The organism is Acinetobacter faecalis (assembly GCF_034187745.1).
Lineage (GTDB): Bacteria > Pseudomonadota > Gammaproteobacteria > Pseudomonadales > Moraxellaceae > Acinetobacter > Acinetobacter faecalis.
The window spans coordinates 90745-104811 of sequence record NZ_JAXHPF010000002.1; the positions used below are offsets into that span (position 1 = coordinate 90745).

The following is a 14067-nucleotide window of genomic DNA, read 5'->3' on the forward strand; positions in this document are numbered from 1 at the left end:
AAATAACACAAACGTGAATAGCTTTAGTCTGTGGTTTCAATCATTTAAATCGAATGCAATTTTGGTGTATTGCCTACAAATTTGTATTGTTTTAAGTGGTACAACGCTTGGTCTTTTTTACTTGGGTTATCAGGAATTTATTGTTCCTATTACCCTTGGCGCGATTGCAACTGCACTTACAGACTTCGATGATCGTTTAAGTATTCGCTTACGTAATTTACTTTATGTCTGTGTTCTATTTTTTAGCGTAAGTAGTATTTTAGATTTTTTGCATCCTTATAAATTCTTTTTCATTTTATTTTTATCACTTTCTAGCGCTGTTCTTATTTTATTAAGTGCTTTAGGACAGCGTTATGCTGCCATCACTTTTGGTACTATTTTGCTGTCTATTTACACCATGTTTGGCTTGGGTGAATATTCAGAATGGTATTTTCAGCCGATCTGTTTTGTATTGGGTGTTTTATGGTATGGGCTTACCGCTATTGCGTTTTATCTCATAAAACCGACGCTTGCCGTACAAGATAATTTAAGCCAAAACTTCGAAAAAATAGCTGAATTACTTTTTGCAAAAGCTAAACTTTTTGATCCAGACAATACGAAAAATGTTGAGCAATTACTGTATGAACTTTCACTTAAAAATAGTGAAGTTGTACAAGCGCTGAATAAAACAAAAGCATCGTTACTTACTCGTTTAAAAGCTTCTCGCGCAAATCACAATACAATTTATTGGCTCAATTTATATTTCTTAGCGCAAGATATTCATGAACAAGCAAGCTCGAATTATTTGCATTATGAACATATTCACAAGAATTTTAGCCGTACAGATTTAATTTTCCGTATTCAAAAAAATATTCGTTTGCATGCCATTAGTTGCCAAGAACTTGCACAATGTATTTTGCACAATACAACCTATGAGCCAAGCTTCGAGCGTATACAAGCCCTGTACTATTTAAAAAGTTCTATGCAAGATTGGATTCAAAACAATCCACAAAATATAGATGTTAAAAATTTACAGCTCATACAAACCAATTTAGAAAACTTTTTAGAGCGTTTTACAGGGCTTAAAAATTTACAAGCGCAACAAGAAACTCGCTATCAACAACATGTAGATAATTTAAATTTACTAGATGATGATATACATGACCTACAAGATTTATGGCTCAAACTAAAACAACATTTAACGCCTCAATCTGCACTATTTCGTCACGCTGTACGCATTGCCTTTGTTTTTGCTGTGGGATATTCCATTTCACTTTTACCTTTTGCAAAAAATGGATATTGGATTTTATTAACCAGTTTATTTGTTTGCCAAATGCGTTACTTTGCCACCAAAAGTCGCTTAAAAATGCGAACTTTGGGCACGCTTTTAGGCGTTATTATTGGCATTCCAATTTTGTATTTTGTACCTAGTATTGAAGGACAATTACTTTTAACTATTATTTTTGGTGTGTGCTTTTTCTATTTAAGTGCCAAGAAATATGCCATGGCAACACTTATGGCAACCTTAATGGTTTTACTTATTTTCAACTTAAAAGGTGCAGGTTACGCCATTATTTTACCGCGTATTATAGACACGCTTATTGGCTGTTTTATTGCGTGGTTTGCAGTAAGTACAATTTGGCCAGATTGGGATTTTCGCAATATTTCCAACACCATTAAAAAAAGTAGCAAAGCCACTTTGGATTATTTAAATGCTGTGGTAGAACAATATCGCTTTGGAAAAAATAATAGTATTGAATATCGAAAAGCACGGCGTTCTGCACATAATGCACAAACTGAACTTTCCACCATGATTTCAAGTTTGAGTACAGAACCCAATCCTAACCCTGAACTTATTCATCATGCATTTCGCTATTTGGTTTATAGCCACAGCCAACTGAGTTATGTGTCTGCTTTAGGTAGTCATAGAGAATATGTTAAAGATGAACAGATTCTAAATTTAATGCAGTGGACACAAAATACGCTAGAAGCTGTTTTACTAAATCAGCAAGATATTCCTGAACAGAATATTCAGCTTAAATTAAATGAAATTTCACAACTCAATAGCCAAGCAGATTTATCTGATGATTTACTGTTGGTTTTAAAACAAATAAGCTTGTTGCTCGAAACTTTACCCGAATTACTAAAATTGAAAAATAAGTTACTCAAACTAGAGATTAAATAATGCGAATTTCACCTGTTTTAATATTTATATTCTGTCTTAAATCGCTCATGTTTAGCCAACAAACTTTTGCAGTTACAGAAAATGAACTTCAAAAAATTATTGAATGTAAATCAGATTATGATACTTATGAAGAAGTTTGGGATAATCATAAAACAATTTTAAAAAAATTAGGGTGGACAGATACATCTGATCCTGACAGCATTACTATTTACACTTATGAGCATATAAAACCAATAGAAATATTTAATAAATCAACTCAAAAAATAGGTATCCTTGGCGGTGGCATAGTCGCATATTTCCCTAAAGAAGAAACACAGCCATTATCTCAATTGTTGAATATTTCTAACGACCCAAAACTTGAAAGCACACAATTCTTTGTAGGTGAAAAACTTATAAATTCTCAAAAAGAAACTAAATACAAAATCACTGTACACAAAAAAATAATTATGATTGGTTTAGACGATATTGCTATTGGTTGTAATTTTCAATTTGATCATGATGAAGTAGAAAAAAGAGCTAGATTTGAACAATAGAATTTCAAATTAAAGGGAATGATATTTCCCTTTAAGTATTTCAAGATTTTCTTGTATTTATCGTTCAACATTTCATCTTTCTACTATACACTCCAAGTTCATTCTCATTGACTTAATAGTGACCATGAATATTAAAACTTTACGTTTTGTGGGTTTATTGGAAGGTATTTCCTTCTTGCTTCTTCTTTTCATTGCTATGCCAGTGAAATATATGTTGGGTAATCCAATTCTTGTAAAATACGTTGGTATGGGGCACGGCGTACTCTTTGTTGCTTTTCTTGCCGTGTTATTCATTGTGTGTGAAAAGCAAAAATGGTCTATTAAAATGTTCATTTTAGGCTTAGTTGCATCTATTTTGCCTTTTGGTCCTTTTGTTTTCGATAAAAAATTGAAAAAACTAGAGCAACCAGAAAGTCAGGCTTAATATAAAAGCTTAAAAAAAACCTCCAAATTTGGAGGTTTTTTTATTCTAAAATTTATAAGTTGAATCGCTTAAATTGAACAACTTAAAACTGTCCATTTTCAACACGATCTTGCATCACTTTTTTCAAATGAGTTCGTGGCAACGTAAACCAAAAAGCAATGAATGCTAAACAGATTAAGCTGTACGCCCAAATATGGAAGCTTTCGTACAATACACGTCCAAGCTCTAAGAATATAAAGAAACTCAGCATCATTAATACAGATACAGCAGCAGCCACCGTCCCTTTAGACACTTCAGATGACATTAATGCAAAACGGTAAAGTACTGAAAAACTAATACCTTCACCAAAGCTAATAAGCGTCATACCTAAAATTAAGCTATGGATAAAGTATTCTTGCCAAATTGCACCAAGCACTAAAATTATTGCGCCCGCAAGCATTAACGGTAAGCCCATAAGCACAGTTTTACCTAAGGCAAATTTATCTATAATTTTAAGTAGAACTAAGTTCCCTGCAATTAAACCGCCCAATACAGGAAATTGTGCAAGTCCGTATTGCATACTGCTTAAGCCCATGTATTCCACAAGCATTACAGGTGAAAGTGCAATCCATAACATCAGTGGCATACTCACAAGTGGTAAAGCCAATGTGAGTGCAAGAAAGCGTTTATTTTTAAAGACTTGTTTAAAGTCATCTACAATATAGCTGAATGGCTTTTTCGTTCTGCTGACTTTTACATCTGGCATTTTGGCTTTTAAGCCAAACCAACTTACAATTGTGATGGCTGCAATACCAATAAAGCCCCAATGCCAAGACACATGATCAATCATAAATGCGCCAAGTACAGGACCTAATAGTGGCGCAAGTAAAGATACGTTTGCCATAAGTGCCATGACTTTTATGGCATCTCGTTCATCGAAAGTTTCTTGTATAGCTGCATAGCCCACTGCAGTAATGACCGATAAGCCAAAGCCTTGTAAAAAGCGCAGTGCTAAAAAGCTTTCAATATTTGTTGTAAGTAAAATAAGTAAGCATGTAAGTGCAAAAAATAGTACACCACCAAGCAATACTTTTTTGCGTCCTAAACGGTCTGAAAGTGGCCCGAGTAGCCATGCAACAAATGCCCCACCCAATAGGTAAAATGACATTGAAGATGGTGCCCACGCACTGCTTACGCCAAAGTCTTTGGTAATGGCAAGCATGGCAGGTTGGACTAAGTCGTTGCCGATATAGACTGAAAATTCAAAAAGCACCAATGCCAAAGGAAACATAAACGTGGCACGGTTTAGTTTTACGGTTTGTATATTTTGCATTTATTTCTACGTGTGGTTATTGGCTTGTCTGGACCACATCTATTTTCAGGGAGATAAGCTTCCGCCCAATGACAAACACTGTATATTGGTTTTAAGTTTTGGGTTGTTGCCTATTTTTAGGCTTAGATTAACATCGTATTCACGAGATGTTTATTTCGTTGGTTTTTGCTGTGAGATTGTTTGCTCATGCCAATACACCTTGGGATGAGCAGGTGTATTGTAGCAGAGCGAAATTTTGTTGTCTTTATACCGTTTGTTGTAGTTTTGGAAGTTCAACAGAATAATTTAACAAATTTACTCAACAAAAATTAAAATAAATATAAATTTGAAATTCAGCCACTTATAAACAATAATACTTTTAAAAACATATTAATGATATCAAGCTCATGGATCAAAAAATTACTACAGAAAATGAAAAACTAACATGTGGAATTATTATGCCAATCGCCTCAATGGGATCAGAGTACCCTGAAAGTCATTGGATAGATATACGCTCTATTATAAATCGTGCAATCGAAAAAGCTGGCTTTATCCCTCGCATTGTAAGCGAATCTGATGATGCAACATTAATTCAAAAATCAATTATTGAAAATATTTACAATGATCCAATAATTGTATGCGATGTTAGTAACAAAAATGCTAATGTTATGTTTGAACTTGGAATGCGTTTAGCCTTCAATAAACCTGTCGTCATTATTAAAGATGATATAACTGGTTATTCTTTTGACACTTCTAATATAGAACATATTGGTTACAGAAAAGATCTTCGCTATCAAACAATTGAGTCTTTTATTAACAGCCTTACCAAAAAGATCAAAGCCACTTACGAAAAGTCTATATCCGAAAATCCTCAACCATTTTTAAGTCACTTTGGGAATTTTAAAGTTGCCACTATCGACAATCAAACTATCGGTGCCCCTGAAGCACTAGAACAACTCTTAAATAAAGTAAGTAAAATAAATGCTAATCTGGATGAGAATAATATTCTACAATTTAAAAAATTATCGAATTCAAATAATTATTCTGTCATTAAAATAAAATCAAATTTATCTTTTAATGAGTTAACAAATATTTCTCAAAGTACTTACCAAATGTATCATCATGTTATTGATCAAATATCTTTTTCAAGAGAGTCTTTTAATATCAAATGGGATCAAACTTTATCAGTAGAAGATAAGATTGCATCTTTAGCAGAAATTGAATTCTTCATAGAGAATCAAATAGAAAACTCGTCTGATCTTCCCTTTTAAATAAATAAAAAGCACATCTTAAGATGTGCTTTTTATTAAACATTAAGAACAAAGTGCAGTTTGGAAAGTCTTGGTATTTTTACCACGTGCACACTTAAACTCTTCTTTCTTATTTACAACTTTCCAGTCTTTATCCTGTAATTTAAAACTATAAGTCGTACGAATCGCACTCACAGAATCATCCATTAAACCTGCTTGCAACACCATCACTTGTGCCACATTTGGCGATTCCACACGGTTAAATACCTGACGAATTTCAACCGTATTTAGCTCAGTTTTTAAATCTGGGTGAGCTTTTAAAACTTGCTCAAGCGGTGTATGCGAAGTCCCCACTTTAGAAACCAAATCTTTCGTTGTTGCACAACCTGCCAAAAGCCCCAAACACGTAGTCGCCACTAATAATTTTTTCATCATCTTCACTATTAAAAATAAAAAAGGCATAACACTTATAATGCTATGCCTTTTAACATTACACGATAGTTACTCTGTAACTAAGTATAAATTCCGAAATTCAAACCTATTAAAGATCGAATAACTTACCTGGGTTCATAATACCGTTCGGGTCAAAAACTTGTTTCAACGCTTTCATGTATTCAATTTCTTCTGCTGTACGTGTGTATTCCAAGTATGGCTTTTTCGTCATACCAACACCGTGTTCCGCAGAAATCGAACCATCATATTTTTTCACAGTATCAAACACGTATTTATTTACCACCTGACATTTTGCAAAGAATTCGTCTTTGCTTAAATTTTCAGGTTTTAAAATATTTAAGTGCAAGTTACCGTCACCAATATGACCAAACCAGCAAATTTCAAAGTCTGGGTAGTTTTCAGACACAATTGCATCAATTTCTTTAATAAATGCAGGAACGTGCGTAATTAACACAGAAATATCATTTTTGTATGGTGTAAATGGTGAAATAGATTCGGAAATATCTTCACGTAAACGCCATAAGCTTTCTACTTGATCTAAGCTTTGGCTCATCACACCATCAAGTACCCAACCTTCTTCCATACAATGCTCAAAAATTTCCATTGAAGCATCCATAATTGGTTCGTACGGCGCTTCAAATTCTAGCAATACATAAAATGGACATTCTGTTTCAAATGGACGTTGAACATGACCATGATCAAGTACTTTTTGCATTGCAAGTTCACCAAAGAACTCAAATGCAGTTAAATCAATTTTCTTTTGGAATGCATGAAGTACAGGCATAATTGCGTCAAAATCTGGAACGCCCAATACCATCACTTGTAAATCGTGTGGTTGACGTTCAAGTTTAATTTCAGCTTCTGTTACTAAGCCTAAAGTTCCTTCACCACCAATAAATAAGTGTTGAAGCGCATAACCAGTTGCATTTTTAATCATGCCTTTGTTTAAACGAAGGATGTCGCCTTTACCCGTAACAACGGTTAAACCTAAAACCCAGTTACGTGTCATGCCGTATTTAATTACTTTAATACCGCCAGCATTTGTACCAATGTTACCGCCAATTTGCGATGAACCCGCAGATGCAAAATCTACTGGGTAGTACATGCCCTGTTCTTCTGCGTAGTTTTGAAGTTGTTCAGTCACCACACCTGCTTGAACACGAACCATACGGTCTGCTGGGAAAAATTCAAGAATTTGGTTCATTTTGTCCATGCTAACAACAATTTCACCGTTAGCAGCTACAGCACCCGCAGATAAACCAGTACGACCACCGCTTGGTGTAACCGCAACATTAAATTGGTTCGCAAGTTTTACAATTTCTTGAACTTGTTCAGTGGTGGATGGAAAAACGATAACCGATGGATTTGGATCGAAGTGCTTAGTATGGTCACGTCCCCAATTTTGGAGGCTATCCGCATCTGTTTTAATACGGTTTTCACCAACAATTGCAGTTAATTGGGTCAATAACTCTGGGGTTAAAGCGACTGGAGCGTTCATCGTTTTCAGACCTTGCAAGAAGTAAACAAGTAGTTAGGGCTTAAGAGTGCTGTTTTTAAACAATATTTTTCATGTTCAAATGCACGTTTCTTAGACCACTCATGAATATAAAACCAACACTGAATATGCGTGGTAATTTCACGAGGCAGTATTATAAGCCATTTTTATTAAATCCCACAGAAAATCGTATTTTTAGAATGTCACCTTTGAAATTACACAGTTAATTAGACCAATTTCGACAAACCTTGTCACATATTTTAGAAAAATACCTATCTTCAAAGCCATAAAGGAAATGTATATAGGCTTATTTCCTATGCTATTATATCGCCACTAAATTTGGCCTTTGTAGCGGAGCCGTAATGAGCCAACATCTTTCTTTGCCTAAAGATAAAATTCGTTTCTTGTTGTTAGAAGGCGTTCACCAAAACGCAGTCGACACTTTAAATGCTGCTGGATACACCAATATCGATTATCGTAAAACTGCGCTTGAAGGTGAAGCGCTGAAAGAAGCGATAAAAGATGCTCACTTCATTGGTATTCGTTCTCGTACTCAACTTACTGAAGAAGTATTCGAAGCTGCGAACAAGCTTATTGCTGTTGGTTGTTTCTGTATTGGTACGAACCAAGTGAACTTAGATGCAGCAATGCGTCGTGGTATTCCTGTATTTAACGCACCGTATTCAAACACTCGTTCAGTTGCTGAACTTGTTCTTGCTGAAGCGATTCTCCTTCTTCGTCGTGTACCTGAAAAATCTACAGATACACATGCAGGCGGTTGGAACAAATCTGCTGTAGGTTCGTTTGAAACACGTGGTAAGACATTAGGTATCGTTGGTTACGGCTCTATCGGTTCTCAACTTTCTGTACTTGCAGAAAGCTTGGGTATGAAAGTGATCTACTTCGACACAGTGACTAAATTACCTTTAGGTAATGCACGTCAAGTTGGTAGCCTAGATGAGCTATTAGCAAATGCTGATGTTGTATCACTTCATGTTCCTGATGTTCCGTCTACACGTAACTTCATGACAAAAGAAAAATTTGCACAAATGAAAGAAGGTGCAATTTTCATCAATGCTGCACGTGGTACATGTGTTGTAATTGAAGACTTGGCTGATGCGCTTAAATCGGGTCATATTGCAGGTGCTGCGGTTGACGTATTCCCGAAAGAGCCTAAAGCAAATGGTGAAGAATTCGTTTCTCCACTTCGTAACATTCCAAACGTAATTTTGACTCCGCATGTTGGTGGTTCTACTATCGAAGCGCAAGCAAACATTGGTTTAGAAGTTGGCGAGAAATTTGTTGCTTACTCAGATAAAGGTATGACTTTATCTGCTGTGAACTTCCCAGAAATCGCGCTTCCATTGACTGAAGGTAAACATCGTTTACTTCACATTCATAAAAACATTCCTGGCGTTCTTTCTAAAATAAACAACTTGTTTGCTGAACACGGCATCAACATCTCTGGTCAATCTTTAATGACTAAAGGTGACGTTGGTTACTTAGTGATGGATGTAGATGCAACTGCATCTCAAGAAGCACTAGATACGCTTCACGAAGTTGAAGGTACAATTCGCGTACGTGTATTGTTCTAATATTCGTTTATATTAAAAACCACAGCATTCGTGCTGTGGTTTTTTTATTGCCTTATTTTATGTTTTTCATTTTCCGCTACCTATGAAAATAAAACGAATTTAGTTCATGCCCAATTTAAAAAATGCACCACATATTCAATCTTTGTTCTTATTACTTATTGCTATGGTGAGTATGCAAAGTAGTGGTGCACTCGCAAAATCACTTTTTACACAATTTCCTGTTTTGACCATTTCGGCTATGCGTTTAATGCTTGGCGCACTTATTTTGGCAATTATTTTTCAGGCATGGAAAATCAATTTCAAACAAGTGAAATGGTCTGCCATTATTAGCTATGGCATTGCACTTGCAGGTATGAATGCCCTGTTCTACTTATCTATTCAAAGACTGCCTTTAGGCATTGCGGTTTCTTTTGAATTTATTGGGCCTTTAAGTGTTGCGCTTTATTATGCAAGACAAAAGTTCGATTTTATTTGGGTTGGACTTGCCATTATTGGCTTAATTTTACTTTTCCCTTTTCAGCAAGCTTCACAAAGTTTAGATTTAATTGGAATTGCATTTGCATTGGGTGCAGGTGCCTGTTGGGCACTTTATATTGTTGCAGGTCAAAAGCCTTCAGGCGTTTCAGGTAATCACACGGTTTGCTTAGGCATGTTTATTGGCATGCTGTGTTTAATGCCAATTGCACTTATTTCTGGTATGTCGAGCAACGTTTTTCAACCTTCAAATTTAATGTATTTTATTGCGCTAGCAGCACTTGCAAGTGCCTTGCCTTTTACTTTAGAAATGATTGCTCTGCGAAATTTAACAGCATTAAGCTTTGGTACTTTAATGAGTGTTGAGCCGGCTATTGCTGCATTTTCAGGATTTATTTTTTTAGGTGAGCAACTTGCTTGGAATCAATGGCTCGCTTTAGCCACCATTATTACCGCATCTATTGGTTGTACTTACACCACACAACAAGCTAAGAAAAAATCTGGAATTTGAATTTAAAATATTTTGAATTTACATTTTGGCTATATTTCCAACATCAAAATAAAAGCAGAATTGATATACTCAATCTTCGACTTTAATGCTCACACCTTTTGGGTGTAGTGATATAAAAATGCCAAAATCACAACTTCTCGCTGTTTTGTACATGGTTCTTGCCATGATTTCGTATCAAATAAGCGCTTCATTTGCCAAACAACTTTTTAGCCAAATAGACCCTCTTTCTGTGACTATTTTACGCCTATGTTTTGCAGCCATTATTGTCTGTTTGATGTTTCGTTCTTGGCAAATTTTAAAACGATTACCATTTTTAAAATGGCGAGATTTATTGTGTTATAGCGCAGCTTTATGCTTCATGAATGTCTTGTTTTATATGTCTTTAGGCAAACTTCCGCAAGGTATTGCAGTCGGTTTAGAATTTATTGGGCCTTTAGGTTTAGCCTTACTTTCTATTAAGCAACGTAGCGATTTTATTTGGGTACTTTTCGCCATTTTAGGTGTAGCACTTATGGTGCCTTGGGGACAAGCCAATACAGATAACTTCTCTATTTTTGGTGCGTTTTGTGCTTTAGGTGCGGGCTTGTGCTGGGCAGGATATATCTTTTTTGGACAAAGGGTTGCTCACCAAAATATAGGCATGCACGCCCTCACTATCGCAATCACTTTATCTGCTATTAGCTTGTTGCCAATTGGTTTATATAACAATGCTGATGCACTTCTAAATACACAATATTGGGGACAAGCGCTCGCTATCGCTATTTTAGCAACAGCCATTCCATACGCTTTAGATTTAAAAGCCTTAAGACATTTAAGCCGTTTAAGCTATGGAACTTTACTTAGCCTTTCACCAGCACTTGCAGCATTGGCGGGATTATTTTTATTGGGAGAAAAAATCGGATTCTTACAATGGATTGCACTGTCTTTCGTCATGCTTGCATCTATTGGTGTGACTTTTAAATCCAATAAAGTAAAAACAGCTTGAATAGAAAAGGGATGTATCAACATCCCTTTTACTTTTTAGGTTCATAAATTTAAGTAAGACTATCTTTGTCCGCTTTCAAATACTTTTTATATTCAGTCAAATACTTCTTTGCTAAATTTTCCTTTTGCTTATCATCCAAAATTTTTCCTGCTTGCTGAAAAAAGCTATGTTCCTCTTCTTCTAAATGATGAAGCACAGTTTCAGACAATTTTTTCGCTATCGCCAACCAACCCGTATTACTAAAATCTGTTTCAGTTAATTGCTCAAGCAATTCATCCATTTCATGATGTTCCGCAAGTGCGTGACGGGTTATATTCAATCCTGAATCGGTCATCATTAATGGAATATAAAAATAACGATCCTCTGCTACAGCATGTGCAAATAGTTCATTTTTAAATTGATCAAACAAAGATCTTCTTTTTTCTGTATCTCCTGATGTTTGTATTAATTTTTCTGCTATTTCTCTTTGTTTATTATGACTTTCACGTAATGCTTCAAATATATTCATTATTATGACCTCTGGCTTTTAGCTATATGATCCATTCAAATTCACACAAATAAGTAAGTAAGTAAAATCTACTCTCACCTATTTATGCAATAACTTCACAGAGATGTATGTTTATTTTTGTTGTTGGTTTTTTAAGCAGTAAAAAAGGTTTGATATCCCAAGCGAACAATTAATACTGAAACTAATATTAAGAATAAAATTCGAATAAACCCACTACCATATTTCAGTGCCATTTTAACACCAACCAATGAGCCACAAACATTGGCAACAGCCATCATAAGACCAACACCAAAAAGTACATGACCTGTTGGAATAAAGAAACTTAGTGCAGCAAAGTTCGTCATAAAATTAGCAATTTTAGACAATGCTGAAGCATGTAAAAAGTCTGTTTGTAAAAAACGAATGAAGAAGAAAATGAAAAAACTGCCCGTACCAGGACCAAAAATTCCGTCATAAAACCCGATCAATAAGCTACCTACAGCAGCCAATATTAGAACCTTAGTGCTGAGTTCCTGGCTTACATGAACCTGACCAAATTCTTTTTTAGCAAAGGTATATATCGCAATTACAATAAGCATGACCAATACAAATGGTCGTAATACTTCTTTTGGAATCATCGAAACGCATGCAGCACCTGCAAAAGAACTAATAAATGCACATATTCCAATAACAACCAAGAGTTTCCATTTCAGTTTAACTTTGCGAACAAAACTATAAGCGGCCGATGCAGTACCACAAATTGATGCAAGTTTATTGGTACCAAAAACAGTTGCAGGACTAAGTTGAGGCATTGCCCCCATAATGGCAGGAATTTGAATTAAGCCACCACCACCAACAGCTGCATCAATTGCTCCTGCAAAAAAAGCAAAAAAAATCAAACTGAGAATAATCTCAATATCCACAAATATCTCCCTTTGCTTTTTTATTTAAACTTTATAACAAGTTTAGTACGCGTTTCGGCACTAATCTTTTCTTATCTGTAATTTCAGCTAAACCTAAACATTTATCGCCATCAAAGACCACAACCTGCTCTGCTGCTTCATGATCAATATTACTTTCCATACCACGGCTAAAATATTCAGCACGACCTTCAGGTGCCTGAATTTTTGGAAAATGATCAATAGGCGCATATACAGGAAGTAATAATGCTTCGCGCTCCATTTCAGTCAAACTTTCTAAATATTCAATGGTATATGTTGGAATAAGTTCAAATTGCCCTGTTTGAATACGGTGCAGATAGGTCAAATGACCATATGTATTCAACGCTTGTGCAATATCTTCACCCAATACCCGAATATATGTACCTTTAGAACAAGTGATATCGAGCGTAATACTGTCGTTTGTATAAGACAGTAGTTCTATTGCAAAGATATGTATTGGACGTGCTTCGCGTTCAATTTCAATGCCTTGACGTGCCAACTCATATAAAGGACGACCATCTTTTTTTAGAGCAGAATACATAGGCGGTACTTGTTGAATATCACCAATAAATTTATCTAGCGCTTCTTTTATTTTTTCTTCAGTTAATTCAGGTACTTCTTTTTCAAGAAAAACTTCACCTTCTACATCGCCAGTTGTTGTGCTATTGCCTAACTTAATTGTTGTTTGATAGCGTTTAGTTGAGTCTAATAAATAATGTGAAAACTTTGTTGCTTCTCCTAAGCAAATAGGAAGTAAACCAGAAGCTAAAGGATCTAAAGCTCCTGTATGCCCTGCTTTTTGAGCACGGAACAACCAACGTACTTTTTGTAATGCACCATTAGAACTAATGCCCAAAGGCTTATTTAAAAGAAATACACCACTAATATGACGACGTTGAATTTTAGGAGAAGGCTTTTTCATATAAAAATTAGGCTATTTATAAACTGCCTCATGGTAACAATCTGTAGGTGTTATTATCAATGTTAGTTCGTCTTATTTAAATTTTAAGTATAAAAAAATGCGCCTAAAGGCGCATTTTTCGAACTCGTGTAAAACTTAAAATTAAGCTTTAACTTTACGAGCTGGTAATTTTTCACGGATACGTGCAGCTTTACCAGACAATTCGCGTAAGTAGTAAAGTTTCGCGCGACGAACATCACCACGACGTTTAACTTCAACTTTAGCAACGATTGGAGAATGTGTTTGGAAAACACGTTCAACACCAACACCGCTAGAAATTTTACGAACTGTGAATGCAGAGTTTAAACCACGGTTTTTAATCGCAATTACAACACCTTCAAAAGCCTGAAGACGCTCACGGTCGCCCTCTTTAACTTTTACAGAAACAATTACTGTATCACCTGGTGCAAATGCAGGAAGATCAGTTCTTAATTGTGCGTTTTCAACAGCTTGTACTAAAGGATGCTTACCGCTCATGGGGTATCTCCAATAAATGCGAGTCA

At 35.5% G+C, this 14067-nt stretch carries 14 protein-coding genes; 7 read left to right on the forward strand and 7 right to left on the reverse strand.

Annotated features, from left to right (window positions below):
* The first annotated feature begins 13 nt into the window (after positions 1 to 13).
* The 3 genes from yccS (at position 14) to SKM54_RS02360 (ending at position 3121) form a co-directional block, all read left to right on the forward strand.
* A complete protein-coding gene (yccS, locus tag SKM54_RS02350) occupies positions 14 to 2164 on the forward strand; it encodes a YccS family putative transporter (RefSeq protein WP_321093825.1) in 2151 nt (716 codons plus the stop codon).
* Positions 2165 to 2211: 47 nt separating this feature from the next.
* Positions 2212 to 2697, forward strand: a complete 486-nt coding sequence (locus SKM54_RS02355) for a hypothetical protein (protein ID WP_248102880.1) — start codon at positions 2212 to 2214, stop codon at positions 2695 to 2697.
* A 124-nt stretch (positions 2698 to 2821) separates the two neighbouring features.
* Entirely contained in the window at positions 2822 to 3121 is a 300-nt protein-coding gene (locus SKM54_RS02360) for a DUF3817 domain-containing protein (protein WP_154771815.1), read from the forward strand.
* Between the two features lie 82 nt (positions 3122 to 3203).
* Here the strand turns inward: SKM54_RS02360 and craA are convergent, their stop codons facing one another.
* Positions 3204 to 4433 (reverse strand): chloramphenicol efflux MFS transporter CraA, encoded by a 1230-nt coding sequence (gene craA, locus SKM54_RS02365; protein WP_321093828.1) that lies wholly within the window; start codon positions 4431 to 4433, stop codon positions 3204 to 3206.
* Positions 4434 to 4819: 386 nt separating this feature from the next.
* On the opposite strand from craA, the gene SKM54_RS02370 reads away from it, so the two are divergent.
* Positions 4820 to 5683: a hypothetical protein gene (locus SKM54_RS02370; RefSeq protein ID WP_321091281.1), complete on the forward strand. Its 864-nt coding sequence runs from the start codon at positions 4820 to 4822 to the stop codon at positions 5681 to 5683.
* Between the two features lie 42 nt (positions 5684 to 5725).
* Here SKM54_RS02370 and SKM54_RS02375 read toward each other — a convergent pair whose 3' ends face one another.
* A complete protein-coding gene (locus SKM54_RS02375; RefSeq protein ID WP_321093831.1) occupies positions 5726 to 6097 on the reverse strand; it encodes a hypothetical protein in 372 nt (123 codons plus the stop codon).
* Between the two features lie 106 nt (positions 6098 to 6203).
* Complete coding sequence (locus SKM54_RS02380) at positions 6204 to 7613, reverse strand: FAD-binding oxidoreductase (protein WP_248101298.1); 1410 nt, start codon at positions 7611 to 7613, stop codon at positions 6204 to 6206.
* A 359-nt stretch (positions 7614 to 7972) separates the two neighbouring features.
* Between SKM54_RS02380 and serA the strand changes: the two genes are divergently transcribed.
* From serA to SKM54_RS02395, 3 genes are all read left to right on the forward strand, one after another.
* Positions 7973 to 9205: a phosphoglycerate dehydrogenase gene (gene serA / locus SKM54_RS02385; protein ID WP_321087582.1), complete on the forward strand. Its 1233-nt coding sequence runs from the start codon at positions 7973 to 7975 to the stop codon at positions 9203 to 9205.
* A 106-nt stretch (positions 9206 to 9311) separates the two neighbouring features.
* Positions 9312 to 10190 (forward strand): EamA family transporter, encoded by an 879-nt coding sequence (locus SKM54_RS02390; RefSeq protein WP_321093832.1) that lies wholly within the window; start codon positions 9312 to 9314, stop codon positions 10188 to 10190.
* A 118-nt stretch (positions 10191 to 10308) separates the two neighbouring features.
* A complete protein-coding gene (locus tag SKM54_RS02395) occupies positions 10309 to 11175 on the forward strand; it encodes an EamA family transporter (RefSeq protein ID WP_321093835.1) in 867 nt (288 codons plus the stop codon).
* A gap of 49 nt (positions 11176 to 11224) precedes the next feature.
* On the opposite strand, the gene SKM54_RS02400 is transcribed toward SKM54_RS02395, so the two are convergent.
* The 4 genes from SKM54_RS02400 to rplS all read right to left on the reverse strand — a co-directional run bounded on the left by SKM54_RS02400 (position 11225) and on the right by rplS (position 14041).
* A complete protein-coding gene (locus SKM54_RS02400) occupies positions 11225 to 11683 on the reverse strand; it encodes a hemerythrin domain-containing protein (RefSeq protein WP_321093838.1) in 459 nt (152 codons plus the stop codon).
* 131 nt (positions 11684 to 11814) lie between these two features.
* Positions 11815 to 12585: a sulfite exporter TauE/SafE family protein gene (locus tag SKM54_RS02405; protein WP_407061292.1), complete on the reverse strand. Its 771-nt coding sequence runs from the start codon at positions 12583 to 12585 to the stop codon at positions 11815 to 11817.
* A 31-nt stretch (positions 12586 to 12616) separates the two neighbouring features.
* The gene (gene truB / locus SKM54_RS02410) at positions 12617 to 13525 is read right to left on the reverse strand and encodes a tRNA pseudouridine(55) synthase TruB (protein WP_248101284.1); all 909 of its coding nucleotides are present in this window, start codon (positions 13523 to 13525) and stop codon (positions 12617 to 12619) included.
* Positions 13526 to 13666: 141 nt separating this feature from the next.
* Positions 13667 to 14041 (reverse strand): 50S ribosomal protein L19, encoded by a 375-nt coding sequence (gene rplS / locus SKM54_RS02415; RefSeq protein ID WP_086213123.1) that lies wholly within the window; start codon positions 14039 to 14041, stop codon positions 13667 to 13669.
* Positions 14042 to 14067: the final 26 nt, after the last annotated feature.

What these genes read in the sequence shown, in the direction of transcription:
- SKM54_RS02355 (WP_248102880.1), top strand. Translation starts at nt 2,212, where the DNA reads ATGTTTAGCCAACAAACTTTTGCAGTTACAGAAAATGAACTTCAAAAA.
- SKM54_RS02360 (WP_154771815.1), top strand. Translation starts at nt 2,822, where the DNA reads ATGAATATTAAAACTTTACGTTTTGTGGGTTTATTGGAAGGTATTTCC.
- craA (WP_321093828.1), bottom strand. Translation starts at nt 4,433, where the DNA reads ATGCAAAATATACAAACCGTAAAACTAAACCGTGCCACGTTTATGTTT.
- SKM54_RS02370 (WP_321091281.1), top strand. Translation starts at nt 4,820, where the DNA reads ATGGATCAAAAAATTACTACAGAAAATGAAAAACTAACATGTGGAATT.
- SKM54_RS02375 (WP_321093831.1), bottom strand. Translation starts at nt 6,097, where the DNA reads ATGATGAAAAAATTATTAGTGGCGACTACGTGTTTGGGGCTTTTGGCA.
- SKM54_RS02380 (WP_248101298.1), bottom strand. Translation starts at nt 7,613, where the DNA reads ATGAACGCTCCAGTCGCTTTAACCCCAGAGTTATTGACCCAATTAACT.
- serA (WP_321087582.1), top strand. Translation starts at nt 7,973, where the DNA reads ATGAGCCAACATCTTTCTTTGCCTAAAGATAAAATTCGTTTCTTGTTG.
- SKM54_RS02390 (WP_321093832.1), top strand. Translation starts at nt 9,312, where the DNA reads ATGCCCAATTTAAAAAATGCACCACATATTCAATCTTTGTTCTTATTA.
- SKM54_RS02395 (WP_321093835.1), top strand. Translation starts at nt 10,309, where the DNA reads ATGCCAAAATCACAACTTCTCGCTGTTTTGTACATGGTTCTTGCCATG.
- SKM54_RS02400 (WP_321093838.1), bottom strand. Translation starts at nt 11,683, where the DNA reads ATGAATATATTTGAAGCATTACGTGAAAGTCATAATAAACAAAGAGAA.
- truB (WP_248101284.1), bottom strand. Translation starts at nt 13,525, where the DNA reads ATGAAAAAGCCTTCTCCTAAAATTCAACGTCGTCATATTAGTGGTGTA.
- rplS (WP_086213123.1), bottom strand. Translation starts at nt 14,041, where the DNA reads ATGAGCGGTAAGCATCCTTTAGTACAAGCTGTTGAAAACGCACAATTA.